Consider the following 24,219-nt stretch of genomic DNA (forward strand, 5'->3'; position numbering starts at 1 on the left):
CGCGGTCCCCCCTCAGCCGCTGGTAGAGCACCTCGGGGAGAGCGAGGGTGACGGTGGTGGCCGGCATCGCGCTGGGGTGGACGCGGGAGGCAAGCCCGCTTCGCCGTCGAGCCTAGCACGAGGAGCACCCCCGCTCCTCCCCTCCCCGGCCAACCGCGATGACGAAAGCGAACGCGCGGCGGGCTGCTGGCCGGGGCGGTGCGCTACTCCCCCCGTTCCCCAGCGAGCGACAGGATTCTCTGGCGGACCTCGCCAGACAGCCACATGCCCGCATCAGCGAGCTTGTCGACCCACGGCCCGACGTTTTGTGTGATCCCTCGAGACTTTGCCTCCAGCAAGATCTTGAGCGTTCCCCAGACGACCAGCCCTGCCGCTTGAGCCGTGCGTCGCGCCAGCGCATCGTCGAGGAGAATCACACGGGACGGATTTTCCAGAGCCAGAGCCATGGCTGCAAGCTCTCCCGCTCCCAAGTCGAGCGCGAGCCATTCCGATGGCATGGATTGGGGCTCGACGATCTTCACCCACCCATAAGTGCTCAGCGTGGGGACCTCATATCCCTTGCGTCGCCCCTCCCTCAACTCAAGATCCACAGCGCTGGGGACCCAGACGTCTTTGAACATCTCGGCGAGCCAGTCGATGGCGCCGATGCGGTGAAGGTACAGCAGGGGTGAGGTATTGCTGATGGCCTCAACCAACTGCAGCCTCCAGCGCGCGGAGCTCGGCGTCGAGGGGGAAAACCTTGTAGCGACCCAGACTCAGCAGAAATTCGACCCGCGCCATGCCGGCTAGCTCCGCAGCGCGGCCGGACGAGAGCCGCCCCAGCTCGTACAGCTTGACCGCGGCGAGGGTGCGGAGCTCTCGCGCGAACTCAGCTTCGTCCATCTTCTCCGCAAGGAGCACCTTCTCGGGCACATCCACCACAATCTGTCGAGTTGCCATGTTCCGTCCTTGGTTGCTCGAAGAGGCGGGCAAGTCTGTTTTTAGCACGTTTTAGCACGAAAGGTGCCGGGCGAGCACACGGAGGAGCTCAGCGAGATTTGTCGGCGTGGACATGCGGTTCTCGCGCGCGCCTGCTCTCACGGGCGAGCGTGGCGAAGTCGATGTGGGCCTGTAGGCCTGGCGTGGGTGCGGCGGCCGAGCTCGAAGGCGGCAGCGAGCCGGGTCGCGTCGAACAGCGCGATCTGGGTGCGCTCGGCGAGCGCCGCGGGCGAGAGGCGACCGAGCGAGGGGAGAGCGGCCGTGCCGAGGAGGCGCGGACCGACGTCGGGCAGGCCGAGCACCATCTCGGAGGAGGGCGGCCTCGGTCGCGGTCGGGAGATCGGCCGCCGTCTCGGCGGGGGCGTCGACGAGGGCGCGGCTCATCGGGCTCATCGGGGCCACCTCCGCGAGCGGGCGAGGGCGCGGGCGAAGTGGAGTCTGCGAAACGAACGGCATCAACATCCACTACCTCCGAGCTGGAGGCGCCAAGGTTCCCCTCGTTCTGCTCCATGGATTGATGGGGAGGTCCGCGGATGCGGTCGCTCCGACTCGCCCTCGGCGAGCGCCACCGGGGCAGCCATCACGACCTCGAATCGACGGGAGAGGACGCGCCGCGCTTGGCTGCCCATCGCAGCAGCGTGTCCAGCGCCGGGCAGAGGGCTTGTCCCCACGCGGTGAGCCCGTACTCGACCCGGGGCGGCACCTCGGGGTGCGTGACGCGCCAGATCATCCCGTCGCGCTCCATCTGCCGGAGCTGCTGGATCAGCATCTTCTGCGAGATGCCAGGGATGGCGCGCTCGAGCTCCGAGAAGCGCTGCACCTTCCCTCCGAAGAGGCGGAAGAGGATCACCAGCTTCCAGCGCCCCTTGAGGAGCTCGAGGGCCTGCTCGACACGCTCGGCGGCGATCTCGGGAGTCGCCGGCTCGTCGTACTCACCTTCAGGTGCGTACCCCACCTTTTCGTGCGTTCTTGCCACCCGATGAGCCTAGCCCAACTTTGCGCGCGAGGGGGCCCACGCGCCGGGCCGCGAGTCATCGTCCCTCAGGAGGAATCACCGCCCATGCAAGTACCTGAACCGCTCGCAGGGGACGTCGCCGCGCAGAACGCGCGGAGCGTCGATGCCATGCTCGATCGAGCTCGGATCGCCCGCCCGGAGATCGACGGATGAACACGCCCCGAAGATTCTCGATCGATCCCGAGGAGTTCGCCGGCAAGCGCGTGCTCGTCACAGGCGGCACCAAGGGGGCGGGCGAGGCCATCGTCCGCCGCCTCGGCGCGGCGGGCGCCGTGACGGCGACCACGGCGCGCTCTGCGCTCCCGGCAGGCCAGTCGCCGAACGTCTTCGTACAGGCCGACCTCGCCACGGTGGCAGGGGTGGACGCCGTCGTCCGCGCGGTCCTGGGCGAGCTTGGCGGCATCGACATCCTGGTCCACACCGTCGGCGGCTCCTCTGCGCCGGGCGGCGGCTTCGCGTCGCTCACCGAGGACATCTGGCACGACGAGCTGTCGCTCAACCTCATGGCCGCCGTGCGCCTCGATCGCGCGCTCCTCCCGCACATGATCGCGCGAGGCGCGGGGGTCGTCCTCCACGTTTCGTCCATCCAGCGCCGGCTCCCTCTCCACGACGCGACGATCGCGTACGCGTCGGCGAAAGCCGCGTTGTCCACGTACAGCAAGGCGCTCTCGAAGGAGCTGGGACCGAAGGGCGTCCGCGTGAACTCGATCGCCCCGGGATGGATCCGCACGACGGCAGCCGACGCCCTGGTGAAGCGCCTTGCCGACGGCGCCGGTACGGACGAGGACACGGCCCGGCAGGGCATCATGAACGCGCTCGGTGGTATCCCCATCGGGCGTCCCGCGTGGCCCGAAGAGGTCGCGGAGCTCGTCGCATTCCTTGCCTCCGACAGGGCGGCGTCCATCCATGGGAGCGAGTACCTGATCGACGGGGGCACTGTGCCCACCGTTTGACGGCACACACCGGACCCACTCGGCACAACGCCCGCCCGCCGAACAGCCGCTGAGCACCCGTTCGATATTGTCCGGCGTGCGAGCGTGTACGACGTCCAGATCAAACGTGTTGACGGGGCTCCCTGGATCACGGCGGCGACGCCACCGACGACAATGAAGTCGACTCGATAAATCTGCCGCGTGCTGAGCGAGGCAATCGGCCTGTACCGCGCCGCGGGCTACCGCGAGGTCGAGCCGTTCAACGGGGAGCCGTACGCGCACCACGAGCTGGCCACTGCGCGCACGTAACGATTTCCGCTCCCCTGCTGGGAAAGACGGTGTTGACGAGGAGCTCGTGCACCGCCGGGTCCGGGTCGGCGCACCCGTCGCGGAGCACCGTCAGCTCGTAGCCCCGGTCCGACGCATCGTACAGCGTGGCCGCGACCATGGCGCTCGTCGCGACACCAGTGAGCGCGAGCGAGTCCACGCCGCGGGCGCGGAGCACCAGATCGAGATCCGTTCCTGCGAACGCGCTCGTGCGCCGCTTGAGCACGACGACGTCGTCCGCGGTGACCTCCAGCGCGACCTCCGTACCCGGCGAACCCTCGTGGAACAGGTTGCCGGCCCGGTGGAAGGCCGCGAAGACCTCACCCGCCAAGTCCGCGCCGTTGGCCCGAAACGCGGTACGCACGAACACGACCAGCACCCCGGCAGCGCGGGCTCGCGGCAGCAGCTCGGTCACCGGCGGCACCACGGCCTTCGTGAACGGGTAGTTGTCGAGAATCCCGACCTGGAGGTCACCGACGATCAGCGCGCAGCTCATGGTGCGAGCTTCTCCATCCGGCGGCCCACCGTCAATAGAACACCGACGCCGAGACGGTCGTCGAGGTTCGCGGGGCAGTCTTCTGCCCTCCCTCGGCGATCATGCCTTGCCTCAGGCACGACGCTCGATGGCCCCTCGACCGGCACACGTACCAACTACATACTCGCCTGCGTCATCGTTCGCGTCCAGCGGCGCGCCACGCGTGCGCCTCTCATCGGCATGCCCGTGCGCTCGACGCGCGGCGCGCGACCATCAATGGCCCGACGCGCAGCGCACGCGCCACGTGCTCGTCTGCGTTGTCGTCGGGAGCTCGGCCGCCGTCTCGACGGGGGCGCCGACGGGGACGCGGCCCACCGGGCTCATCGGGGCCACCTCCGAGAGCGGGTGAGGGCGCGGGCGAAGAGGAGATCAAGCGCGGCCGGCCGCGCTTGCGTCCCGCCGGCACCTGAAAGCCAGTCCCCGGTGTCCGTACCTCGACAGCCCGCGGCCATCCGCGCGCTTCTCCACGTGGCTCATCGTCGGCGCGTGTTTTGCCGGAGCTTCGGACGTCGTCCCGCGTGGTGGAGAGCTCGGCAAGCTGCGGCAACCTGAACAGCCCCGCCGCTGATCGGCCGCGCCGTTGCAGGGGCACTTCTTCGCTTCGGAGGGATGGGGCATCAAGGGCCCGCTCGCGCCTTCGTCCGGTGTAGATACCGCACGGTCCTGCGTTGGTCTGCTTGACAAGGTGGGGCAGCCGTCGGATACGCTGCCTTTGCACGATGCGTTGGGGCGGCACGTGGGAGTGGGTCGGAGTTCAAGGCGGACCGACCATTCAGCGAGCTATCGCCCGTCTGCGTCAGGCGATGCACCTGGACCGCCGGCGTCCGCGCTCGATCGCGGGCGGCTCGGCTCGAAGGAGTGACGAATGCAGATCGGAATCATCGGCGCCGGCTCGATCGGCGGGTCGCTGGCGAAGCTGTTGGGGAAGCTCGGTCACCAGGTCGTGATCGCGAACTCGCGCGGGCCGGACACGCTCCGCGAGCTTGCCGCCGAGACCGGGGCCACCCCCGTCACGGCCGCGGAGGCCGCGCGCGGCGGCGAGATCGTGGTCGTTACGATCCCCCAGCGCGCGGTCGTGGACCTGCCGAACGATCTCTTCGCCGGCGTGCCCGCCGATGTGGTCGTGATCGACACCAACAACTACTACCCGGTCCGCGACGGCAGCATCCCGGCCATCGAGGCGGGGCAGGTCGAGAGCGCGTGGGTCGCCGAGCAGATCGGGCGGCCAGTGGTCAAGGCGTTCAACAACATCTACTTCGAGAGCCTGCTCGCGAAGGGCAAGCCGAAGGGCACGCCGGGGCGCGTCGCGCTCCCGATCGCGGGGGATCCGCCGGAAGCGCGGGCGAAGGTCATGCGCCTCGTCGACGAGCTCGGCTTCGATGCGGTCGACGCGGGCGGCCTCGAGGACTCGTGGCGGCAGCAGCCGGGTACCCCCGGCTACATCCACGACCTCGACGCGCCTCGGCTGAAGGAGGCGCTCGCCGCGGCCGAGCGGAGCCGCATCCCCGAGTACCGCAAGGCCTCGGACGACTGGCTGCGATCGCTCATCGCGTCACAGAGCCCGAGCTGATCCGAGCGCAAGCGGAATCGTCGGCCGCAGCGGCGGCCTCGAGGACACAGCATCCTCAGATGGATCCAAGCGTCGCTGATGCAGCGAATCTTCCCGAGCCTGCCTTCACCGGCTGGGCTTCAGAGCAATAGCAATGGCAGTGCCGTTCGTTGGAACCATTCCGACCGCTTGATGTTAGAGGAGACGCAGCATGGACCGATTCACCGGCGGTTGCCTGTGCGGCAACGTGCGAATTGTGGCGTCGGGACTCCCATACCGGGTCGGCCTTTGTCACTGCCTCGACTGCCGCAAGCATCATGGAGCCCTTTTCCACGCTTCTGCGGTGTTCCCTCAGGACGCGGTGACGATCGATGGCGAAACCCGCGACTACGCCGGGCGGTTCTTCTGTCCCCGCTGCGGTTCGTCTATTTTTGCGCGCAGCGCAGACGAAATCGAAGTGAACCTGGGATCCCTGGATGCCCCAGATCAACTGATGCCAACCTACGAAAGCTGGATCGTTCGTCGCGAGTCCTGGTTGCCGCCGTTTCCACTCACGAGACGATATGACCGCGATCGTGACGCCACGGGTCGCTTTGAAGAGTAGGTCGCACGAACGGTGGGGTGCGGGAACGTGCCCTCACTGTCTGGGAAGCCTTCATGCTTCCGGAGGATGGTATCTTCCGGAGCCTTGACAACCAGATCCTCTCCGCTGGCGCGGACCTTGACTTTTCGCCGGCGACTGAACTCGACATCATCGTAGAAGCTCGGCCCGAGAGCGAAGATACCGATCTTCGTCACCATCGGCAGGTAGAAGATGTTCGCGCAGCTTCCGCGGGTCAGGGCGTCGCGAAGCACCTCTTGATCCACCTCGAAGTCCGGGCCGAGCAGCTCCGTGAACGCGCGCACATGACGGGGCATCATCGCGACGACCAGATCGATATCGTTCGTCGCGCGCGGCTCACCTTGGAGGGAGCTCGCGAGGCTGCCGCCGATGAAGTGCTCAGGTCCGTCTCCGTTCGTCGAGCGTCGGGCGGAGCACCTGGAGCATGAGCTGATCCTTGGGTCGGGTGAGCTTCTCCTTGATCGCGATGAGCCGTTCGAGCGTGATGACACGTATCGAGATCGCACCGAGATCCAGCTCCTCGCTGTCGGCCATGAGTTCGTCGTACGATGTCCCTTCCTCGATTGTGCCCAGAATGTCCAGCGTTCCCATGTTGGTCGCCAGCAGCTGGTGCCCAGTGGAGGCCAGATGAGAGGCGGTTGGTGAAAGCCTCCTCTGGAGATCTATCCGGTAGACGGCATCGAGCTCACGCAGCGCACCGAGCAGCCGTTCGATATTGTCCGGCGTGCGAGCGTGTACGACGGCCAGATCGAACGTGTTGACGGGGGCTCCCTGGATCACGGCGGCGACACCACCGACGACAACGAAATCGACCCGATGCCGGGCGAGCAACCCGAGGAGCTCAGCGATCTTCGTCGGAGCGGGCATGCGGTTCTCGCGCGCGCCTGCTCTCACGGGCGAGCGTGACGAAGTCGATGTGGGCCTGGAGGGTGGCGACCCGATCTGCTGGCGTGAGGCTCAGCATCCAGCGGATGAGCGTGAGGTCGACGCCGTCCTCATTGTAGACCGGAGGTGCCGATTCAGGATCGACCATCTTGGGTGGAGCGTATCACGCACGGATACGACGGACGAGCCCCCGCATCGCGGCGGGCTGTGCCGCACTCCAGCCAGGCATGCGACGCCAGGCGTCTCGCTGGCCGTCACTGCGCGGATCCTGCCCGGTGTTGTGACCGGAGACTTCCGCGATGGCCATCCACCAGGCCGGACCCGATGGGGGCGTGCGCTATGCGCCAGCCTGAACCGCCGATGCCGGAGGCTTGCGGAGCAGCCTGCCGGGTCGATGCGCGGGAGGCTGGCGGCTGGATGCGCAGGGGTGGGAGGGGCGAAGTGCTCTGACGCAGGGGCGCTGCGCGCCGAGAGGGTCTGCTCGTGGACGGCGGCGTAGCGGCCGCTGGGGGTGACGATGACGTGGGCCGTGAGCGGGACGAGCAACTCCGCGGAGAGGTGGCGCAGCTCCAGGGTCATCGCTTCGTCCTCGCGGGTCGGCGTCGGGTCGCCGCTGGGGTGGTTATGGGCCAGGACGAAGCTGTGGGCTGCCATGTCCAGCGCCGTGCGCAGGACGGTGGAGCGGCCGACGTAGAGGGCGTCGTCGGAACCGCTGGCGAGCAGGCGTGTCTCGCGGACGCGGCCGTGGGTGTCGAGCGCCGCGATCCAGAGCTCCTCGTGGATCAGGGACGCCAGCCTCGGGCCGAAGTACCGCGCCACGCGGGCGGCGTCGGTGAGGAGCGCGCCCCGGCGGGCGCGGGCGGCGTGGTAGCGGCGGCCGAGCTCGAAGGCGGCGGCGAGCCGGGTCGCGTCGAAGAGGGCGATCTGGGTGCGCTCGGCCAGCGCCGCGGGCGAGAGGCGGCCGAGGGAGGGGAGAGCGGCCGTGCCGAGGATGTGTGGCCCGACGCCGGGCAGGCCGAGCACCATCTCGAGGAGGGCGGCCTCGGTCGCGGTCGGCAGCTCGGCCGCGGTCTCGGCGGGGGCGTCGACGGGGGCGCGGCTCATCGGGCTCATCGGGGCCACCTCCGAGAGCGGGTGAGGGCGCGGGCGAAGAGGCGGCGCGCGAGGCGGAGGCGGGTGGCGACCGTGCGGCGCGGGAGCGAGAGGGAGGCGGCGATCTCGTGCGAGGAAAGGCCGGTGGCGGCGAGCGACAGGATCTCGCGCAGCTCGGGGCGGAGACGGTGGAAGGCGCGGAGGAGGCCGCGGGCGGCGAGGCGGGCCTCGGGAGAGGGGGCAACGAAGGCGGAGAGGCGGTCAGGGTCGACCGCAGGGAGTTCGTGGCGGCGGTGGGCCTTGTCGCGGTAGTGCGAGGCCTGCCGTGAGGCGATGCCGGCGAGCCAGAGGCGGAGGGCGTCGGCGGGAGGAAGAGCGGGGGACGGGCGGAAGCGGCCGGCGCGCATGCTGCGCCAGGCGCCGAGGACGGTGTCCTGGGTGAGGTCGTCGAGATCGGCGGGGAGGATGCCGCGGGCGCGGAGGGTGCTTCGGATGAAGGGGGTTTGATCGAGGAGCGCGGTGGCGTCCAAGTAGACGGTGGGATGCGCGGCGGGAGCCCCGCCTCTGCCAGGCCATCGCCCGAGCGGGCGTGGAGCGCCGGAGCGGACGCGGCGGCAGGAGGGCGGATTGATCTCTTGGCCCTGTTCAGGGCGTGAACGTACTGTTCCCATGTCGGACCTCGTTCGAGCGGGGTTCGGCCACGCCGCCCGGGGTGTTACCAGCACCCGCGGGCGGCACTATTCGCGGTCCTGCAACCCTACGGGCTGCCGGCAGGAAGCGTCAACGAAAAGCACGGTCGTGCCGCGTTATTATGGGTCGAGCAAGGGTGTACGCACGACCTGGTGCGAACGCTCACCCTGGACACCGTTCTGGTCTACATCGCCGCGAATCTTCGGCGTCTCCGCCAGAAGCGCGGCATGACCCAGGAGAGCCTCGCGGAGGCTGCCGAGCTCGATCTACGGACGTTGCAGGACATCGAAGGCATGCGGCAGAGCGTGAGCCTGGGTGCGCTCGTTCGGCTCGCGAACGCGCTCGACGTGTCACCAGCGGCTCTCCTCCGGCCTGCAGAGATGCCGGAGATCAAGCGCGGCCGGCCGCGCAAGCGTCCCGCCGGCACCTGACAGCCAGACGCCGGTGTCCGCACCTCGACAGCCCGCGGCCATCCGGGCGCTTCTCCACTTGGCTCATCGTCGGCGCGTGCTTTGCTGCGGCTTCGGACGCCGTCCCGCGTGGTGGAGAACTCGGCAAGCTGCGGCAACCTGAACAGCCCCGCCGCTGATCGGCCGGGCCGTCGCAGGGGCACTTCTTCGCTTCCGCGGGATAGGACATCGAGGGCCCGCTCGCGCCTTCGTCCGGTGTAGAGCCTGCACGGTCCTGCGCTGGTCTCCTTGACAAGGTGGGGCAGCCCTCGGATACGCTATCTTTCCACGATGCGTGGGGGCGGCACGAGGGGGTGGGCTCGGAGTTCAAGGCGCTCCACGCGGAAGCGGCGGTCAGCGGTCGAGAGGACTGATCACGCCGAGAGGACCGCGGTCGATGATGTGGGTGCATACCATCGTAGTCCGCACATCTTTGTGGCCGAGCAGTATCTGAATCGTCCGGATGTCGGTGCCCGCCTCGAGCAGGTGGGTCGCGAAGCTGTGGCGGAGGGTATGGCATGTCGCGCGCTTGGCGAGCCCCGCCGCGCGTCCGGCATCGTGCACGGCCCTTTGCACTGCCGATTCGTGCAGGTGGTAGAGGACCTGTCGGCCAGTCGCTGGATCGGTGCAAGGGCGAGAGGCGGGGAAGAGGTACTGCCAGGCGAGGCTCGTGGCTGCTCCTGGCATTTTCGCTCGCAGAGCGTGGGGCAGGTCGACCTCGTCGCGGCCAGCCGCGAGCTCCTTCTTGTGCCGTTGCGCCACGGCGTCGAGCTGGGCCTGCAGCTCGTCGCGCGCGCGAGCGGGGAGCAAGGCCGGCCGGTCGTGCTGTCCTTTTCCGCGGCGCACCATGATTTGCCGTCGAACGAGCTCGACGTCTTGGACGCGAATCGAAAGCGCTTCGAGGAGGCGGAGGCCGCTTCCGTAGAGGAGCTCGCCGATGAGCCGAAAAGGTGGGACGAGGTGTTCGAGCAAGGTGAGCGTCTCCTGCCGCGAGAGGACCGAGGGGAGGCGCTCCGGTCGGCGGGCGCGTTCGAGCGCTTCGAGTCGAGGTATCTGCAGGTCGAGAACCCGCTTGTAAAGGAAGAGGAGCGCGCACAGCGCTTGGTTCTGCGTGGATGCCGCGGTGCGGCGTGCGACCGCAAGCTCGTTGAGGAAGGCCGTGACCTCTTCCGCGCCCATCTGCCGTGGGTGCTTGCCGCTGTGGAAGCGGATGAATTGCCGGATCCAGTGGACATATGCCTCTTCGGTACGCGGAGAGTAATGCAGGCGTCGGATGGTGGCGCGTACGGCCTCGATGAGGGTCATGTGGATGGTCCTGCGTGCGTAGGGCCGGTTCGTCGGACCCGCACTGGCCCTTATCGGCGCTGGGCGGGCGCGAGTTGCGCCGACCAGGGGATATTTCGACCGGGCTCTGGTCGCCCGGGGCACCCAGCCGTCGGCATGAATCCTGCGCGGCGAGACGCCGTCGCCGTGGGAGACCTAGCAACGGGAATACGTGGTTACGCAGCTGCGGCCTATCTCCGGAGATGCGCAGATAGGCCGCGGAAGGTCGCGGCCTATCCACGGGATTACGGAGATAGGCCATGGTGGGCCGCGACTTATCCTCGAAATATGGAGATAGGGTGCCACGGTTCGAGGCCTACATGCAAAACTGCGTAGATATGCCGCGCATCACAGTTGATTGCGACGTTAGGCATCGCAAAGGAGAACAGCATGAGCTACGTCGACTGTTTCCTCGCTCCGGTCCCTCGCGCGAACAAGGCCGCGTATGAAGAACTGGCCAGGCTTTCTGCAAAGGTGGTCAAGGAGCACGGAGCGCTCAGCGTCATGGAATGTTGGCTCGATGAATCGGGACCAGACGCAGAGACGTATCACGGAGCAGAAGCCAAGCAAGCTCAGGTGGAATACGGAAACTTCGTTAAGGCCGCAGGTGCTAGACAAGACGAGACTGTCGTTGTTTCCTACGTCGAGTGGCCCGACAAAGCTACACGAGACGCAGGCATGGAAAGAGTAACGAATGACCCGCGAATGCAGTTTGGTGATCAGGCTCCCGCCTTCGATGGAAGGCGTCTCATTGCAGGGGGCTTTAAGCCCATGCTCGGCGCAAGCGATGCCTAACCCTTCCATCGAGAGGACGTCACAAGGGCTGCGCCCTTGCGCCGCCTCTCATGTCAAACGTTAGAGCCTTCGTGGCAACGGCATGACGTCGCTCGTGTGCTCGTCCAACAGCTTCGCCCGCTTACTGGCGCTCGCTAGAACGGCACGTGCAAAAGGCCTCGCTTCGGCCAGGCTCCGCATGCCAGCATCGGCGTGGGCTGCCCGTCCTTCGACGGTCAGCGGGCGGGCGGTGCCCGTCGGGCACGTGCGAACGCCAGACGCTCCGCCCAAGTTCTCGTTGGTTGGGCTCCAACGAGCCGGCTTGGCGGCTCCGTAGTGGCTTGCACGCCTGCATCGGCGCGGGCTGCCCGTCCGTTGGCGGTCAGCGGGCGAGCGGTTCAGGTCGAACAGGCCGTGCCGTAAAGTAGCGCCCAAGAATCGAAAGCAGCACCTGGGGAGGTCGCGTGGTCGAAGGCAAAACACATCAAGGGCAGGGCGCGCCGCTGCATCTCGGGCTCCGTGCCGCGTGGTCAACGCGGCTGGGTCCCTGCTCATCGGGGCAACGGTCTAACCAGTCCTTCGAGCGGACGTGCCCAGAGGGGCTTCGCCCCTTTGGTCCCGCCGCTCAAGTCCAACGTTCGACGGCATTCATACACCATCGTTACGCAGACGGTGCGGCCTGACCACAAATGACGCCGTTGTTGCTTTCTTCCTCGGCTTCGCGGAGATCTTCCGACGGCTGCCGAACAGCGGCAGGTTCCCGCGCCAGGTGTAGCCCCGTCCTCAGACCACAAGCGGTGATCGACACCCGCGGTCCAGCCCCCTCTCGGAGCATGGTGCCCCGGGAGGGGGGTCAGCCGGGCGCCCCCTTCTTCTTCGCCTCCACGGCCTTCTCGATCTCATCCTCGATCACACGCTCCATCCTGTCCTCGAAAGCGCGGCCAAAGATGTACGGCACGGCCATGGGGAAACCCGTCTCTCCGGGCTCTCCGTCGCACCAGGTGACGGGAAGCCCAGCCTTCTTGAGGGACTGACGAGCCGTCTCGAACGCGAGCTGTAACGCCTGGACCGCGTCCACACCGTAGGCCGAGTCTCGGACGGGATCTGGAATTCCCTGAATATCTACCGGACAGGCCCAGTCACCGGACGCCTTCTGTACCGGCTTGCCGATGGTCACGGTCACCATCCGGCCGGGCTCGCCTACGACCGAGAGGCGGCGTTCTGCAATGGGTTCGAGCGGGGTGTCGTCCTGCATGGGACGCACCTTGCGGCCCCTTCCCGCAGGGTGTCAAGCGGACGCCCTCTTCACGTACCGTAGTGCCAGTAACACCAGCCGAGGCACGCGACCAATCCACCCTTCGCTGCCGCCCAGCAACCGGCCCTCAAGCGAGGATCCGGTGGTAGCTGGGAGCAAAATTGCTCCATCGCCTGCTGTCCGTTCCGACATGCCCGGTTGCACTCGTCCAGGGAGTCAGGCAGTTCGACCTCGCCGCTGGCCGCTTCAGGTTCGTCCACCTCTGGCGATGCTCCACATCCCATCGTCGTCGCCAGACCTGTGGCTCCGAGAAGACCCAGCACGCACGGCAGCCGTCTCATGTGCTTCCCCCGAGGAGCACGTGGAGCCCGGCCCCTGACTACGTCAAGGACGACCTTGCCGGGTCGCTCCCCATACGATTTGTATTTGAATCGACAATTGGATAGGCTGTAATGCTTGTCAAGTGAACATCCAACGTCATACTTTCTGACGTTAGATGGCTTGTGTCATTTGCTCTCATCCGGCGAAGCGTCTCATCGAGGAGTGGATCCTCCGGGGGAATTCTCTTCGCCGGACGGCGAAGAAGTACGGCCTGCTCACCGCGACTGGCGAACTCAACTTTCACCGCACGGCAAGCCTATGTCCCTGGCCTGCTCGGCGTCTGGATGGGCTCTACCGAACGGATACACCCGGACCCGCGCCCGCCGCCTACCGCCGCGCGACTACAAGGGCTGGCACATCGACATCACCTTCGTCGCCAACCCGAACAGGTACTCCATCCTGCGCGGCGTGGAGATCCCGCCGTACGGTGGCGACACGCTCTGGAGCAACCTCGAGTGCGCCTACGACGGCCTGTCGCCCACGATCAAGGCGCTCGTCGACGGGCTCCAGGCCGTCCACCGCACGAGCAGCTACGATAGCGGAGAGCCCAGGCCGGGCCGCAAGGCCGCAGGCCCGTTCGCCGCGCTTCACCCGCTCGTGCGCGTGCACCCACGGACCGGCCGCAAATCGCTGTTCGTCAACCCGGGGACGACGAGCCACATCGTGGGCCTGCGAGAGCGCGAGAGCCAGGCGCTGCTCGACATGCTGGCCGACGAGGTGACGCGGCCCGAGTACGCGGTGCGCTTCCGCTGGACGCCCAACGCGATCGCCGTATGGGACAACCAGGCCACCGCCCACGCCGGCCCCATCGACTACGCCCACTTCGACCTGCCGCGCGTCGTTCGCCGCATCACGGTCGCAGGCGAGCTGCCCCAGGGGCCCGACGGGTTCCGCTCGCGGCCGCTCGAAGGCGAGCTGTTCGGCGTGCTCGGTTGACGCCGCGCCCCCACGCCGTCTCCCCGCGCCGGCGCCTCGTCCGCCTCGCTGGGGCTCGCCGCCCTCGCCGCCTTGGCCGCCGTCGGACGTCTCGATCTCGGCCGGATGAGCGTTGCCTGGTCTGCCGCGGGCCTGTACGATCCACGGGCTTCATCCCCGAGGCCTGTGCATGAAGCCGAGCGTCTACGTGGAAACCAGCATCGTCAGCTATCTGACCGCCAGGCCGAGCCGCGATCTGGTGCGAGCAGCGCACCAAGAGGTGACCGTCGAGTGGTGGGCAGGGCGCGACGCCTACGACTTGTACATCTCGCAGCTCGTGGTCGACGAAGCTTCCGCGGGCGATCCCGGCGCGGCAGCGCTGCGGCTCCAGGCGCTCGGCGACCTGCCGCTGCTGGAGCTCACGCCTCTGGAGCTCGTGGAGGAGTAACATTATGCACTATTTCGATTCCATCATTGACGAGGTTCGTGCTGCTCGCGACGCCATCGCCAAGGAGCACGAATACGATATCGATAAGCTCGCCGAAGCGCTCAAGGCGGGTGAGGCCAAGAGCGGGCGAAAGATCGTGCGGCTGCCACCGCGCGAGGTGACGCTCGTTCGCAAAGCATCGTGGCGAGGCGATCGGCGATAGCTCCGCCCAAAGGGCCTGCTGACCGACATGTAGGTAGGCGCAGCGCACCTACGCGCGGCAGAAGTCCAAATCGTTGGGCAGACTAGGAAGAGCTGCGTGAGGCTAGCAACGTGGAATCTGCGACATGGTGGCGGCAGGAGAGTGCCGCAACTTCTCGATGGCCTGAAGATGTTGGTCTTCGGACGCGCGCCAGACATTGCCGTGCTCACCGAGTTCCAAACGGGCTCGGCGGGGGACGAGCTTCAGGCAGGTCTTCGTGAGCTCGGACTCGTCCATCAATCATCATCGGTTTCAAATCACCGACAAAACTCCGTCCTCGTCGCCGCGCGATTTCCCTTCCAAGTGGGGTCGGCAGAAGGAGTCCCACCAGGCTATGAGCACCGGTTGGTAACCGCCGAGTTCGACGATCTGGTCGTTTGCGGCCTTTACTTCCCGAACATGAGGAGCAAGGCGCCGCTCTTCGACTGGCTCCTCGGCCGAACCGAACTCCTCAACAAGCGGGCGCTGCTCTTCGGAGACTTCAACACCGGTCTCCATCATCTTGACGAACACGGGGCGACCTTCTTTTGCGCTGACCAGTTCGCCGGATTACTGAAACAGGGGTGGGTGGACTTGTGGAGGGAGAGGAATCCAGAAGCTCGTGAGTTCTCTTGGTTCAGCCACGTCGGCAATGGCTTCCGAATCGACCACGCTTTTGGATCGCCGCAGTTGGCCAAGGCTGTTCGTTCCGTCTCCTACTCGCATGAGGTGCGAATCCGCAGAGTCTCGGACCACTCCGCGATGTTCCTGGAACTGGAGTGAGCTACCGAATACGCCACGGCTGCCGAGCGCGCTTCGCGCGGCGGCAGGCTAGCAGGTTGGGCCGAGTTGACGTTCAGATTATGGAGATCACTCCGCGGAGAAGCACATGACCGTCGTACGCATCGAACCCTCGGGGCCCGTAGAACTCGCAGCGGAGCCGTTTTCACATGAAAAGCAGCTCGAGGATGCTGTCGCGTCATTCCCCAATCTTCTGTCGATGCCGGAGGAGCCCGGGCTTGCGCTCGTGCGCCAGCAAGTCAGCCTCCCGGATGCCGGAGTCCTCGATATCCTGCTGGTGACCTCGGAGGGGCTGCCTGTCGTTGTCGAAGCAAAGCTGGCCCGAAATGCCCAATCGCGTCGCGAAGTTGTCGGGCAAGTCGTCGACTATGTGTCGGCTTTGACCTCGTTCACGGTCGATGAGCTCGATGGGCTGGTCGGCGGGACCCTTGAGGCTGCGCTCAGGTCGCTGGTCGGCGACTCCGACGACGACTTCGAAAAGCTGTGGCGAGCCGTCGGGTCGAACCTTCGAGCCGGACTCGCGCGGTACCTTATTCTCGTTGATGAAGTGCCCGCGGATCTTGAGCGGATCGTGCGTTTCCTAGCATCGCGGTCTAGTCTCGATATCGGACTGGTCACTATCTCTCGATACCGGGATGTTGATGGGCGTTACGTGCTCGTCCCTCAGCACGTCGTGCGCTCGAGCACACGTGCCTCCGGGCCTGCGAACATGCCCGAGAAGAAGATGTCCGACGAACTCGCGGCGGTCGTGAGCGCATATAACGCCAGCGCGAGTGCAGGACTCGCAGCCGTGGGGCGGGCCCACAACTACCGTCAGATTCGCCCATCCGGATGGCCGGGAGGTATGCACTACGAGTTCGTACAGTGCACGGACTCGATCGGAGTTGAACTGCACCTGGAGTCACCTGGGTTCTTTCCGATCGCGGGCACCGTGGAGGCCCTTGCGCGCAAGACAGGCGCTCCTTTTCGCATGGCATGGTCTCCAAAGTGGCAGCGTGGTCCAGGGAGACTCATGATCCGGATTCCTCTCACGCAACCACCGAACGCGTTTGTAACTGCGATGAACGAGTTGATCGCATTCAGCTTCGAGGAGGTCAATAAGGCGCTGCGTCGCGACAATGTTGCGGAGCCGGCCCAACAAGGCGCTGCACCCGACGGTGCGCCGAGTCTCACTCCGCTCGGCACGGCGCCCCGCGGGTGACCGCCAACGCGTTGCGCGGGCGGAGCGGCGCGGGACGCCGGGGGGCGATCCCCTTGACGTCGCGTTCACCACGGCAGGCCCGCCGGCCACGGTCTTCGCCGAGCACGCGTCCCCGCCAACCATCCCATCGGCACCATCGGGTGCACGGCTCGGCCTGCGCAAATCCTCGCCACCATGACCCCCTGTGGATAGCCACCCCGATCCGCGGATTTCTGCCCCTCACCTCGCGACGCCTGCGGCGAGCGCGGACGGCCGGGAAGTTCGCCCGCGCGCGCCGCGGTCGTGGTCGTCCCCGCCCCGCCGTGGTGCACCATCGCGGCGCCCCTCGGGAACAGCGCCTGCTGGTTGACGTCACCGCTCGCGATGCCGTCGGCGGCGTCGTCGACCCGACCGAACTCGGCCCCCCTGAGACAGCGCGATACGGTGCCTCGCAGCCCGCACGGCCTTGATGACCATGCGGCCGGTCTGCAGGTCCAGAGGCATGCTGCCGAAGCCGACGTAGACGGTCGGCTCGCCGGCGGCGAGGGACGCTTCCAGCTCGGGTACGAGCGGCGTCTGGTCGGGAAGGAGCCAGGCTCCGTTCTTTGTGACCTGCAGGCCGGCCCTCGCCGGGCAGCGGACCAAGGACCAGGGCCGCCGCGAGCCACGGCCCCTCGCCCAGGACCCGCGCCGAGGCGGGCCCGGCTCGTGACCCGACCGGACTCGCGGTAAGGTCCCTTCATCATGAGCGACGTCGAGAATGTCCTGGTAGCAGCGCTGCGTCTGTCGGCGGAGGACCGAGCGGCCGTGGCGGCCGCGCTGATCCAGAGCCTCGACGAGACCGAGCAGACGACCGAGGAGGTCGAGGCTGCGTGGGCCGAGGAGATCCAGCAACGTCTCGCCGACGTCGACGCCGGGGTCGTCACGCCGGTCCCTTGGCCGGAAGCCCGGCGCCGCATCCTGGCGGCTGCAAACGGCCGTCGTGAAGCTCCTTGAGGTCTTGCCAGCCGCACTCGCGGAAGCCGAGTAGGCTGCGGCGTGGTACGCGGAACGGGATCCACGCGTAGCGGCACGGTTCGCCGAAGAGATCGAGGCGGCATTGAACCGAATTGCGGAGGCGCCGGAGCGCTGGCCCTTTACCCGTTACGGGACGCGTCGGGTGCGTTTGACACGGTTTCCCTAACTCGTCGTGTACCGAGACGAGCCGACGCGCATTCTTGTCGTGGCCATCGCACACGCAAAGCAGCAGCCGGGCTACTGGAGAAAGAGGTGATGGGAGCGCCGCATGCGGTCCCACCAGGCCCTTGGACGCCGCGCCGCACACGCCGAGCCCGCCCCTGCGGCCGCCGCCTCCGCCGCCGCCCTGGCCCGGCGTGCCCCAGCCGCCGTCGCCGGCCCAGTCCGCTTCCCAGCCAGCCTCGCTGATGCGCCCGATGCCCTGGCCGGGCGCGCCGACGGTGCCTCGCGCGCCGTAGCTCCCGTAGCCGCCGTCCGTGCAGCCCACGGCGAAGATCAACATCAAGGAAGAATGCATCGACAAGTGGGACTCAGGCGTAAGCAGTACTGTGACTTCGAGGACGGCAATGGTTATGGGAGCTGCGCGGTCATGGGATGTAGCAAGGGAAGGTGCTCGCTGTGCCCGAGCTTTATTGATATATCAGCATTCATCAACAAGGGGTGGTGCACTTACACCTGTGTTCGCGACAAGCAAATCGTGGGCATCAAGATGATCTGGTACGTTTTCATAGACAAGAAAATCGAAGAATGTATGCTGCTCGAGCATCCGGTCCCCTTCGAATGAGGGTTCCATGGCACACGATGACGACATCGTTGATACCGACATGATCCTCCAGATGGCATTCGAGCATGCCGCGAAGCGCAGGCCCGATGGAAGCTCTGCGCTCTCCGACTTCGAGCAAGCCGCTGCGGCCATCCTGTGGGTGCACGCCCTCTCTGTTCCGCGGCTTTTCCTCGGGATGAGCCGCATGCCTCCGCGCGAGCACCTCCTTCGGATAGTGGACTGGTACCTCGCGTACGTTCGTCGCGGTAAGCGCCACGTGTCCCCGGAATTCAGCCCCGTGCCCTACGAAGAGCGCGAGCCTCTGGCCATGCGGCTCCGTGCGCTCATCGAAGCGTGGTCGCCTCCTGGACTGCCGGCGGAGATCACGGAGGTCGCGCGCGCCCTCCTTCACGCCGAGGGAATGTTGGCCCCGCCGGGCGGGTGGGACAACTCGCCTGAGCCGGAGATGCCACCGGAGGAGTTCCTCTACTGGCCGGAAGGCGTACCTGCGCTGCTGAAATCCAAGAGGCAAGGCCCTGGAGACCGCGAGAGCGGGCACTCCTGACCCGGTGGACAAGAATCCTCTGGCGAGCCCGGCCTATCGAGGAAACCGGAGCATCTCCACGGCGACGCCGTCCTCGCCCGAGATCATCTTGCCCTGGTCGTCCCATCTGATGCCGCCCTTGCCCGGCGGCCCCAGCATGAAGGTGACGCCCTCGACCGTGAGCCGGTCCTCGTCGAAGGTTGCGATGCCGATCGAGTCGCCGCCTCGTCCGCCGCAGCCGCCGGCCCCGCCCGATCCTCCCCCGGCGCCCCCTTTGGACGCCGTCGTCGGCCCGGTCCGCTTCCCAGCCGGCGTCGCTGGCCGCCCCCGTCCGCCATGGCGCCGCCACCCCTGAGATGGAGCTCTGCTCGCATTTTCCCGGTGTTTCGTGCCGGCATGGGGTGTGCTCGAGGCCGCGCGTCATGCCGACGCTCGAGCACAACGCCCTCGTCGAGATGTTCCGCGAGCACCCGGAGCTCGCGCCCCGCTTGCTCGCGACGCTCTTCCACGTCGAGGTGCCGCCGCACGCGGCGGTCGCGGTGGTCGAGTCGTCGCTCGACCAGCTCATCCCGGTGGAGTTCCGCGCCGATCTGGTGCTCGAGCTTCGAGACGACAGCGGCGCGCTCGTGCTGGCGATCGTCATCGAGGTGCAGCGCGACGTGGACCCGGACAAGATTTTCTCGTGGCCGACGTACGTCGCGGTCGTGCGCGCCAGGAAGCGCTGCGGCACGGTCGTCCTCGTGATCGCACCGGACGCCGGCGTGGCCGCCTGGGCGGCGGAGAACATCGACCTCGGCCTGGGCCGCGGCAACGTCGAGCCGCTGGTGCTCGGTCCGGCGGTCGTCCCCGAGATCATCGACCCTGCCGACGCGGAGAAGGAGACGGAGCTCGCCGTGCTCTCGGCGGTGGCGCACGGCAACGGGCCGAGCGGGCTCACCGTGGTCCAGGCGGCGCTCGCGGTCCTCGGCCGGCTCGACCAGGCGCACGCGATGGTCTATTTTCAGCTCATCTGGAACGGGTTGCGTGAGCCCATGAGGCAGGCTCTGGAGGCATTGGTCATGGAACGGCAGATTGAAGGCGAGGCGACGTTTCCCCCGTTCGTGCAGAAGCTCATCGAGCGCGGCAAGCTCGAGGGCGAGCTCAAGGGCATGCGTGAGGGCAAGAGGGACACGCTGCTGCGGCTGCTTGCGCGTGCAGGGATCGTGCTCACCGAGGTCGAGAGCGCGCGCATCCAGGCATGCACGGACGTCGCGACCCTCGACCGCTGGATCGAGAACGTCCTCGGGGCGAAGACGGCCACCGAAGTGCTCTCCTGACGGTTGATGGTGCGGCCCGATAAGGCGATGAATCAGACGGTCTTTGCCGGCTGACGATCGGCGGGACGTTGCGCGGGCGCGGGCGAGCTCCACTCCAGCGATTCAGGAAACCGGCGATCTCCACGGCGACGCCGTCCTGCCAGGTGGGAGACCCCACCTCGGTCGTCATGAAGGGTTCCTCGCCGCTCAGCCCGAGCTGGGCCTTCCCCGCGTGCCCGGGGGCCGGGCCTTCCTCGCCACCGGCCGTGTTTCGCGTGCCTGGGTCGCGTAGGCACCAAGCTGCGCGACGAGGTGCTCGAAGACGAGGCGGACGCGGCGCACGGCGCGCAGATCCTCGTGCATGACGACCCAGGCGTCCAGGTGGAAGGCGAGCGCGGGCAGCACGCGCACGAGCGGCACCGGCCGCCGGCTGAGCGGGAGCTGGCACACCCCGATGCCGAGGCCGGCGCGCACCGCGGCGAGCTGCGCGATGTCGCTGTCGCTGCGGAACGCATAATCGCGCGGCGTGGTGACGAGCCCGGCGGCGGCGAGCGCGTCGATCATGGCGCGGGAGCCGTCGGCGCCGATGAGGGCGTGGTCCTGCACGAGCCCTGCGAGCGACGTCGGGGCAGCGTGCACGGCGAGGTACGCCTTGGTGGCGAAGAGGCCGAGCTCGACGCGCCCGGCGCAGCGCCTCACCAGGCCGGCCTGCGTCGGCTCCGCCATGCGCACGGCGACATCGGCGTCGCGGCGCAGGAGATCCTCGGTGCGATTCGTGGCGACGAGCTCGATATGAAGGCGCGGGTGAGCAACGAGGAGCGCGGCGAGCATCGGGGGAAGCACCTCGGCGCCAACGACCTCGCTGCACGTGACGCGCACGGTGCCGCGGTCGGCATCGGTGGGGCTCGACACGGCGCGCACGAGGGCGCGCGCGCTCGCGGCGATGGACTCGGCGTAGGGCAGCGTGGCAAGCGCGAGCTCGGTCGGCACCAGGCCGTTCGGCGCGCGGGTGAAGAGCACGACGCCGAGCTGCGACTCGAGCTGCTCGATCTGGCGGCGCACGGTGGGCTGCGCGACGTCGAGGGCACGCGCGGCGGCGGAGAGGCTGCCGGTGCGCATGACGGCAAGGAAGGCACCGTAGAGGTCCCACGAGGGCTCGGCTGGGCTCATCAAAAGATGATGAGCGGATGGACGCATTTGTACAATGTTCATGAGCACCCGCGGCGACCATGCTCTCCACGTCGCCGGCACCCGCGCCGGTACGCACGACGAGGAGAACGACCATAACCACCGCCGCGACGCTCCCTGCGCTCGACCTTGCTCCCTCTACCCGCCGCCCCGCGCCGCAGCCCACCTGCGAGGTCTCGGCGGGCGGGGCCACGGGCATGCCGCGCGCGTTCCTGCGCCTCGAGGGCGCGCTCGTGCTCGGAGCAGCGCTGCTCGCCTACGCGCACCTGGGCGGGAGCTGGGGATGGTTCGCGGCGCTGTTCCTCCTGCCCGACCTGTCGCTGCTCGGCTACCTCGCGGGCCCGCGGGTGGGCGCCGTGGCCTACAACGCGGGGCACAGCCATCTGGCTCCGGCGCTGCTCGCGGTCGCGTCGGTCGCGCTTGGCTCGCCGGCGCTGCTGCTCGGCGCGGCGATCTGGGTCGGGCACATCGGCTTCGATCGGATGCTGGGCTATGGGCTCAAGTACGGGACGGCGTTCGGCGACACGCACCTTGGCCGCGTGGGCTCGAAGCGCTCTTTCAAGCAACGATGGTTTCAACGGTCGCCGGCCTGAAGACGGCTGCTGGAGTAATAGAGTGGACGGCAGCCGGAAAATCGGCGCATCGCCACGGCGACGCCGTCCTCGCCCGAGATCATCTTGCCCTGGTCGTCCCAGCGGATGCCGCCCTTGCCCGGCGGCCCCAGCGTGAAGGTGACGCCCTCGACCCAATCGCGCTCATGAACGCACGCGTGCAGATCTCGGGTATACCTCCCCCATGAGCAACCTGTCCGCGATCGGCTTCGCTGCTTCCTCCGAGGACGACTTGCGGCGTACGGTCGGCGCCGCGCTCGAGCGCGCCGCTCCGCCGCCGGACCTCGGCGCGTCCGCGGCGCACTACCTCTGGTTCCGCGACGCGAGCGGCGCCGCGCTCGCTGCCCGGCTTGACGCCCGAAAGGCGATCGATTGCATCACCCCCTTCTTCGCCGCGCCCGACGGTGGCACGCGCTGGCGAGTGCACACGAGCGCGCCGCACCTCGATCGCGAGTGCCTGCATTGTAGCGGCGCGGACTGCGACGTGCTCGACCCTTCGTCCGGCGTGATGTGCACGCGGACCGCGCTGCAATTCCTGTTCTTCGAGCCCTATCAGGCCTGGCTCGCGAAGGAGCGGACGTTCGAGGTCGTGATCGTCGGCTTCGCCTCGTCCCTTTCACTCTGCGCCACGCCCGACGACCTCGAGCGCGCGCAGGCGGCGCTCTTCGGCGATGCAGAGCCCGGCGTCCCGCGCGAGCCCGGCAAGCCCATGCGCCTCGCGGACCAGGCATTCCTGCCGCACGGCATGTTCGGCGCCGAGGGCGAGCTCGGCGCGCGCGCCCGCGCCCTGCTCACGGGGAACGTCGAGTCGGTCACCCTTGCACGCAACGAGATCACTGGGAGCAGGTTCGTACATACGCGCGTCCGTACCCTCGGCGGTCCCATCGACATCGTCGCGCCGGCCGACGCCGTGGAGGTCCCGGAGCGCGCGACGCTCGTGGTCGCCGACTGCTGGCTGGTCGGGCGACCCGTCGAGGCGCCGCCCTCGAAGACCGGTTTCTTCCGAAGCATCCTCGGCCGGGCCTGAGAGCGGCGGGCGGAGATGAATGCATGACTACCCGATGGGACATCGAAGGCACTCTGGCGCGTTGGTTCGCCGTCGATGCAGACTCCCAGATTGGTGTCTTCACTGGACCGTACGCGGCGTGGCCTGCGTCGGTATTCGATGACTACCAAGCGGTCGAAGCGGCCGACGAGCTCCTCGCATCCGCTCCCCTCATCACGGAGGCCGTCGTCAGTGCTCGGTGGCGCGCATCAGGGGCGTCTCCAACACTCCCGTCGCTCGAAGCTTCCTGTGGCCTCTACTCCTTTGATGCAGACCCTGACTACGGGGGATCGACGGTCTACTGTCTCGACGCCGCACCCGTACGTCCTCTGCTGGAGCCCGAGGCGCCCCCCATCCTTCGTCGCGCTGCACGCCTTGTCTGCCTCCCAAGCATCCGATTTGCCACCGTCACGCAGGTCGACCTTTCCGGCCTCGTCCCAATCGTGGTCGGCGGAGGTTGAGCCTGTGCCCATCCCGGCGGATTTCTCGCGGCACAGTGCCGCCTGACCCGGCGGCTGCTGCCGGCGGTGCACCTGCGCCGGGCTTCGCGGCCCAGGTGCCCGACGGCAGAACCGCGCTCGTTCGGCGGGCCGGCATCATGCCAAGGCGGCCAGGCGGGAAGCGCGCCCCCCGAGCAGTCCGCGGGATGCAAGGATGCACCGAGCCCACGACGAGCAGAAGGCGTAGGATGCATCTCCATGGCGGCCGACCGCGTTTCGCGTACCAAGACGATCGACGGCATTGTCACGCCCGCGTTCATCCATAACGGGCCGACGTTCTTCTTCGTCGACCTTCCCGTCTTCGCGGACGGCCTCGTCGACTGCTGGGAGCTCCTTGACCTCGCGCTCTTTCGTGACCGGCTCCGCTCCGGCTGGGTCACGCCGCACACCTCGGATCCCGCCGAGGTGTCGGTGCACGGCCTTGCGGCGTGGACCACCACAGGCGGCCGGTGGGAGATCGACGCCGATGGGCTATTCGAGCGGGTTCTCGCGCTGGTGCGTCAGCTCAACCCGCGGATGGAGAACCTCCACGACTGCCACGGGCGCACGGTCGAGATGGTCGGCGATGTGCGCGTTTCCATCCTCGGCACGTCGCAAGCGCGGCCCGTCCGCGTCATCGATCCCGAGTGCGCGTTCTCCGAGCGCGTCCCGGGGGACCGGATCTCGGTCCTCGTTCACGACGGCGAGTACCACCTCGCGAGCCTCCGCGTCTTCGCCGATGGTCTCGTCGAGCTGGGGCGCCTTCCGTCTCCCGAGGCGCTGGACGTCGCTGCCCTCCGCGGCATGGTGGAGGCCGGCAGGATCGTCGGCTCGGTGCCGGAGGGCGCCCGCGTCCACAATCGCTCGTCGAATCCCAGGCGTCATTTCGAGGAGCGCGAGAAGTGA

27 protein-coding genes and 2 pseudogenes are annotated in these 24,219 nt (G+C 67.7%); 18 read left to right on the forward strand and 11 right to left on the reverse strand.

Annotated features, from left to right (window positions below; translation table 11 throughout):
- Window positions 1–203 precede the first annotated feature (203 nt).
- From WMF12_RS39220 to WMF12_RS39235, 4 genes and pseudogenes are all read right to left on the reverse strand, one after another.
- Window positions 204–695 (reverse strand): DUF3368 domain-containing protein, encoded by a 492-nt coding sequence (locus tag WMF12_RS39220; protein ID WP_437853445.1) that lies wholly within the window; start codon window positions 693–695, stop codon window positions 204–206.
- Entirely contained in the window at window positions 688–939 is a 252-nt protein-coding gene (locus WMF12_RS39225; RefSeq protein WP_129572626.1) for a UPF0175 family protein, read from the reverse strand. The genes WMF12_RS39220 and WMF12_RS39225 overlap by 8 nt, the downstream gene beginning before the upstream one ends.
- 179 nt (window positions 940–1,118) lie before the next feature.
- Window positions 1,119–1,362 (reverse strand): annotated as a pseudogene (locus WMF12_RS39230) (JAB domain-containing protein); the annotation flags it as partial.
- 196 nt (window positions 1,363–1,558) lie between these two features.
- Window positions 1,559–1,954 carry a winged helix-turn-helix transcriptional regulator gene (locus tag WMF12_RS39235; RefSeq protein WP_437853447.1) on the reverse strand — a complete coding sequence of 132 codons (396 nt, stop codon included), beginning with the start codon at window positions 1,952–1,954 and terminating at the stop codon, window positions 1,559–1,561.
- Window positions 1,955–2,142: 188 nt separating this feature from the next.
- Between WMF12_RS39235 and WMF12_RS39240 the strand changes: the two genes are divergently transcribed.
- Window positions 2,143–2,946: an SDR family oxidoreductase gene (locus WMF12_RS39240; protein ID WP_437853449.1), complete on the forward strand. Its 804-nt coding sequence runs from the start codon at window positions 2,143–2,145 to the stop codon at window positions 2,944–2,946.
- 238 nt (window positions 2,947–3,184) lie between these two features.
- Here the strand turns inward: WMF12_RS39240 and WMF12_RS39245 are convergent, their stop codons facing one another.
- Window positions 3,185–3,748 carry a cysteine hydrolase family protein gene (locus WMF12_RS39245; RefSeq protein ID WP_437741852.1) on the reverse strand — a complete coding sequence of 188 codons (564 nt, stop codon included), beginning with the start codon at window positions 3,746–3,748 and terminating at the stop codon, window positions 3,185–3,187.
- A gap of 904 nt (window positions 3,749–4,652) precedes the next feature.
- On the opposite strand from WMF12_RS39245, the gene WMF12_RS39250 reads away from it, so the two are divergent.
- From WMF12_RS39250 to WMF12_RS39260, 3 genes are all read left to right on the forward strand, one after another.
- Window positions 4,653–5,357 carry an NADPH-dependent F420 reductase gene (locus WMF12_RS39250; RefSeq protein ID WP_437853451.1) on the forward strand — a complete coding sequence of 235 codons (705 nt, stop codon included), beginning with the start codon at window positions 4,653–4,655 and terminating at the stop codon, window positions 5,355–5,357.
- A gap of 190 nt (window positions 5,358–5,547) precedes the next feature.
- The gene (locus WMF12_RS39255) at window positions 5,548–5,940 is read left to right on the forward strand and encodes a GFA family protein (RefSeq protein ID WP_437795389.1); all 393 of its coding nucleotides are present in this window, start codon (window positions 5,548–5,550) and stop codon (window positions 5,938–5,940) included.
- Between the two features lie 53 nt (window positions 5,941–5,993).
- Complete coding sequence (locus WMF12_RS39260; protein WP_437853453.1) at window positions 5,994–6,386, forward strand: hypothetical protein; 393 nt, start codon at window positions 5,994–5,996, stop codon at window positions 6,384–6,386.
- On the opposite strand, the gene WMF12_RS39265 is transcribed toward WMF12_RS39260, so the two are convergent.
- From WMF12_RS39265 to WMF12_RS39275, 3 genes and pseudogenes are all read right to left on the reverse strand, one after another.
- Window positions 6,337–6,825, reverse strand: a complete 489-nt coding sequence (locus WMF12_RS39265; RefSeq protein ID WP_437853456.1) for a hypothetical protein — start codon at window positions 6,823–6,825, stop codon at window positions 6,337–6,339. The genes WMF12_RS39260 and WMF12_RS39265 overlap by 50 nt on opposite strands.
- Before the next feature lie 498 nt (window positions 6,826–7,323).
- Window positions 7,324–7,947, reverse strand: a pseudogene (locus WMF12_RS39270) (JAB domain-containing protein); the annotation flags it as partial.
- Window positions 7,948–7,952: 5 nt separating this feature from the next.
- Complete coding sequence (locus tag WMF12_RS39275) at window positions 7,953–8,465, reverse strand: RNA polymerase sigma factor (protein WP_437853458.1); 513 nt, start codon at window positions 8,463–8,465, stop codon at window positions 7,953–7,955.
- A 312-nt stretch (window positions 8,466–8,777) separates the two neighbouring features.
- On the opposite strand from WMF12_RS39275, the gene WMF12_RS39280 reads away from it, so the two are divergent.
- Window positions 8,778–9,056, forward strand: coding sequence for a helix-turn-helix domain-containing protein (locus tag WMF12_RS39280; protein ID WP_437853461.1), 279 nt, complete (start codon window positions 8,778–8,780; stop codon window positions 9,054–9,056).
- A 372-nt stretch (window positions 9,057–9,428) separates the two neighbouring features.
- Here the strand turns inward: WMF12_RS39280 and WMF12_RS39285 are convergent, their stop codons facing one another.
- On the reverse strand, window positions 9,429–10,379 hold the full coding sequence (locus tag WMF12_RS39285) for an integron integrase (protein ID WP_437853462.1): 951 nt from the start codon (window positions 10,377–10,379) through the stop codon (window positions 9,429–9,431).
- A 408-nt stretch (window positions 10,380–10,787) separates the two neighbouring features.
- On the opposite strand from WMF12_RS39285, the gene WMF12_RS39290 reads away from it, so the two are divergent.
- Window positions 10,788–11,192, forward strand: a complete 405-nt coding sequence (locus WMF12_RS39290; protein WP_437853464.1) for a DUF1428 domain-containing protein — start codon at window positions 10,788–10,790, stop codon at window positions 11,190–11,192.
- An 832-nt stretch (window positions 11,193–12,024) separates the two neighbouring features.
- On the opposite strand, the gene WMF12_RS39295 is transcribed toward WMF12_RS39290, so the two are convergent.
- Complete coding sequence (locus WMF12_RS39295) at window positions 12,025–12,426, reverse strand: DUF6968 family protein (RefSeq protein ID WP_437853465.1); 402 nt, start codon at window positions 12,424–12,426, stop codon at window positions 12,025–12,027.
- 639 nt (window positions 12,427–13,065) lie between these two features.
- Here WMF12_RS39295 and WMF12_RS39300 point away from each other — a divergent pair.
- From WMF12_RS39300 to WMF12_RS39340, 9 genes are all read left to right on the forward strand, one after another.
- A complete protein-coding gene (locus WMF12_RS39300; protein ID WP_437853467.1) occupies window positions 13,066–13,743 on the forward strand; it encodes a TauD/TfdA dioxygenase family protein in 678 nt (225 codons plus the stop codon).
- 169 nt (window positions 13,744–13,912) lie between these two features.
- The gene (locus WMF12_RS39305) at window positions 13,913–14,170 is read left to right on the forward strand and encodes a hypothetical protein (protein ID WP_437853469.1); all 258 of its coding nucleotides are present in this window, start codon (window positions 13,913–13,915) and stop codon (window positions 14,168–14,170) included.
- Window positions 14,171–14,174: 4 nt separating this feature from the next.
- On the forward strand, window positions 14,175–14,372 hold the full coding sequence (locus WMF12_RS39310; RefSeq protein WP_437853471.1) for a hypothetical protein: 198 nt from the start codon (window positions 14,175–14,177) through the stop codon (window positions 14,370–14,372).
- Between the two features lie 96 nt (window positions 14,373–14,468).
- Window positions 14,469–15,173: an endonuclease/exonuclease/phosphatase family protein gene (locus tag WMF12_RS39315; protein ID WP_437853473.1), complete on the forward strand. Its 705-nt coding sequence runs from the start codon at window positions 14,469–14,471 to the stop codon at window positions 15,171–15,173.
- Window positions 15,174–15,279: 106 nt separating this feature from the next.
- Window positions 15,280–16,392 carry a hypothetical protein gene (locus WMF12_RS39320; protein WP_437853475.1) on the forward strand — a complete coding sequence of 371 codons (1,113 nt, stop codon included), beginning with the start codon at window positions 15,280–15,282 and terminating at the stop codon, window positions 16,390–16,392.
- A gap of 723 nt (window positions 16,393–17,115) precedes the next feature.
- Window positions 17,116–17,367, forward strand: a complete 252-nt coding sequence (locus tag WMF12_RS39325; RefSeq protein WP_437853476.1) for an addiction module protein — start codon at window positions 17,116–17,118, stop codon at window positions 17,365–17,367.
- A gap of 289 nt (window positions 17,368–17,656) precedes the next feature.
- Window positions 17,657–18,172 (forward strand): hypothetical protein, encoded by a 516-nt coding sequence (locus WMF12_RS39330; RefSeq protein WP_437853478.1) that lies wholly within the window; start codon window positions 17,657–17,659, stop codon window positions 18,170–18,172.
- Window positions 18,173–18,179: 7 nt separating this feature from the next.
- A complete protein-coding gene (locus WMF12_RS39335) occupies window positions 18,180–18,716 on the forward strand; it encodes a hypothetical protein (protein ID WP_437853480.1) in 537 nt (178 codons plus the stop codon).
- Between the two features lie 401 nt (window positions 18,717–19,117).
- Entirely contained in the window at window positions 19,118–20,011 is an 894-nt protein-coding gene (locus WMF12_RS39340) for a hypothetical protein (RefSeq protein WP_437853482.1), read from the forward strand.
- Between the two features lie 186 nt (window positions 20,012–20,197).
- Here WMF12_RS39340 and WMF12_RS39345 read toward each other — a convergent pair whose 3' ends face one another.
- The gene (locus WMF12_RS39345) at window positions 20,198–21,160 is read right to left on the reverse strand and encodes a LysR family transcriptional regulator (protein WP_437853484.1); all 963 of its coding nucleotides are present in this window, start codon (window positions 21,158–21,160) and stop codon (window positions 20,198–20,200) included.
- Window positions 21,161–21,219: 59 nt separating this feature from the next.
- On the opposite strand from WMF12_RS39345, the gene WMF12_RS39350 reads away from it, so the two are divergent.
- The 3 genes from WMF12_RS39350 (at window position 21,220) to WMF12_RS39360 (ending at window position 24,219) form a co-directional block, all read left to right on the forward strand.
- Entirely contained in the window at window positions 21,220–21,771 is a 552-nt protein-coding gene (locus WMF12_RS39350; protein WP_437853486.1) for a DUF4260 domain-containing protein, read from the forward strand.
- Between the two features lie 202 nt (window positions 21,772–21,973).
- A complete protein-coding gene (locus WMF12_RS39355; RefSeq protein WP_437853488.1) occupies window positions 21,974–22,816 on the forward strand; it encodes a hypothetical protein in 843 nt (280 codons plus the stop codon).
- Window positions 22,817–23,532: 716 nt separating this feature from the next.
- Window positions 23,533–24,219 carry a DUF7638 domain-containing protein gene (locus WMF12_RS39360; RefSeq protein ID WP_437853490.1) on the forward strand — a complete coding sequence of 229 codons (687 nt, stop codon included), beginning with the start codon at window positions 23,533–23,535 and terminating at the stop codon, window positions 24,217–24,219.

It is taken from the genome of Sorangium sp. So ce363 (assembly GCF_051520435.1).
Classification (GTDB): domain Bacteria; phylum Myxococcota_A; class Polyangia; order Polyangiales; family Polyangiaceae; genus Sorangium; species Sorangium cellulosum_B.

What these genes read in the sequence shown, in the direction of transcription:
- WMF12_RS39290 (WP_437853464.1), top strand. Translation starts at nt 10,788, where the DNA reads ATGAGCTACGTCGACTGTTTCCTCGCTCCGGTCCCTCGCGCGAACAAG.
- WMF12_RS39325 (WP_437853476.1), top strand. Translation starts at nt 17,116, where the DNA reads ATGAGCGACGTCGAGAATGTCCTGGTAGCAGCGCTGCGTCTGTCGGCG.
- WMF12_RS39225 (WP_129572626.1), bottom strand. Translation starts at nt 939, where the DNA reads ATGGCAACTCGACAGATTGTGGTGGATGTGCCCGAGAAGGTGCTCCTT.
- WMF12_RS39340 (WP_437853482.1), top strand. Translation starts at nt 19,118, where the DNA reads ATGCCGACGCTCGAGCACAACGCCCTCGTCGAGATGTTCCGCGAGCAC.
- WMF12_RS39260 (WP_437853453.1), top strand. Translation starts at nt 5,994, where the DNA reads ATGCTTCCGGAGGATGGTATCTTCCGGAGCCTTGACAACCAGATCCTC.
- WMF12_RS39335 (WP_437853480.1), top strand. Translation starts at nt 18,180, where the DNA reads ATGGCACACGATGACGACATCGTTGATACCGACATGATCCTCCAGATG.
- WMF12_RS39285 (WP_437853462.1), bottom strand. Translation starts at nt 10,379, where the DNA reads ATGACCCTCATCGAGGCCGTACGCGCCACCATCCGACGCCTGCATTAC.
- WMF12_RS39250 (WP_437853451.1), top strand. Translation starts at nt 4,653, where the DNA reads ATGCAGATCGGAATCATCGGCGCCGGCTCGATCGGCGGGTCGCTGGCG.
- WMF12_RS39300 (WP_437853467.1), top strand. Translation starts at nt 13,066, where the DNA reads ATGTCCCTGGCCTGCTCGGCGTCTGGATGGGCTCTACCGAACGGATAC.
- WMF12_RS39320 (WP_437853475.1), top strand. Translation starts at nt 15,280, where the DNA reads ATGACCGTCGTACGCATCGAACCCTCGGGGCCCGTAGAACTCGCAGCG.
- WMF12_RS39360 (WP_437853490.1), top strand. Translation starts at nt 23,533, where the DNA reads ATGGCGGCCGACCGCGTTTCGCGTACCAAGACGATCGACGGCATTGTC.
- WMF12_RS39295 (WP_437853465.1), bottom strand. Translation starts at nt 12,426, where the DNA reads ATGCAGGACGACACCCCGCTCGAACCCATTGCAGAACGCCGCCTCTCG.
- WMF12_RS39345 (WP_437853484.1), bottom strand. Translation starts at nt 21,160, where the DNA reads ATGAGCCCAGCCGAGCCCTCGTGGGACCTCTACGGTGCCTTCCTTGCC.
- WMF12_RS39255 (WP_437795389.1), top strand. Translation starts at nt 5,548, where the DNA reads ATGGACCGATTCACCGGCGGTTGCCTGTGCGGCAACGTGCGAATTGTG.
- WMF12_RS39240 (WP_437853449.1), top strand. Translation starts at nt 2,143, where the DNA reads ATGAACACGCCCCGAAGATTCTCGATCGATCCCGAGGAGTTCGCCGGC.
- WMF12_RS39310 (WP_437853471.1), top strand. Translation starts at nt 14,175, where the DNA reads ATGCACTATTTCGATTCCATCATTGACGAGGTTCGTGCTGCTCGCGAC.
- WMF12_RS39305 (WP_437853469.1), top strand. Translation starts at nt 13,913, where the DNA reads ATGAAGCCGAGCGTCTACGTGGAAACCAGCATCGTCAGCTATCTGACC.
- WMF12_RS39245 (WP_437741852.1), bottom strand. Translation starts at nt 3,748, where the DNA reads ATGAGCTGCGCGCTGATCGTCGGTGACCTCCAGGTCGGGATTCTCGAC.
- WMF12_RS39265 (WP_437853456.1), bottom strand. Translation starts at nt 6,825, where the DNA reads ATGCCCGCTCCGACGAAGATCGCTGAGCTCCTCGGGTTGCTCGCCCGG.
- WMF12_RS39350 (WP_437853486.1), top strand. Translation starts at nt 21,220, where the DNA reads ATGCTCTCCACGTCGCCGGCACCCGCGCCGGTACGCACGACGAGGAGA.
- WMF12_RS39330 (WP_437853478.1), top strand. Translation starts at nt 17,657, where the DNA reads ATGCGGTCCCACCAGGCCCTTGGACGCCGCGCCGCACACGCCGAGCCC.
- WMF12_RS39355 (WP_437853488.1), top strand. Translation starts at nt 21,974, where the DNA reads ATGAGCAACCTGTCCGCGATCGGCTTCGCTGCTTCCTCCGAGGACGAC.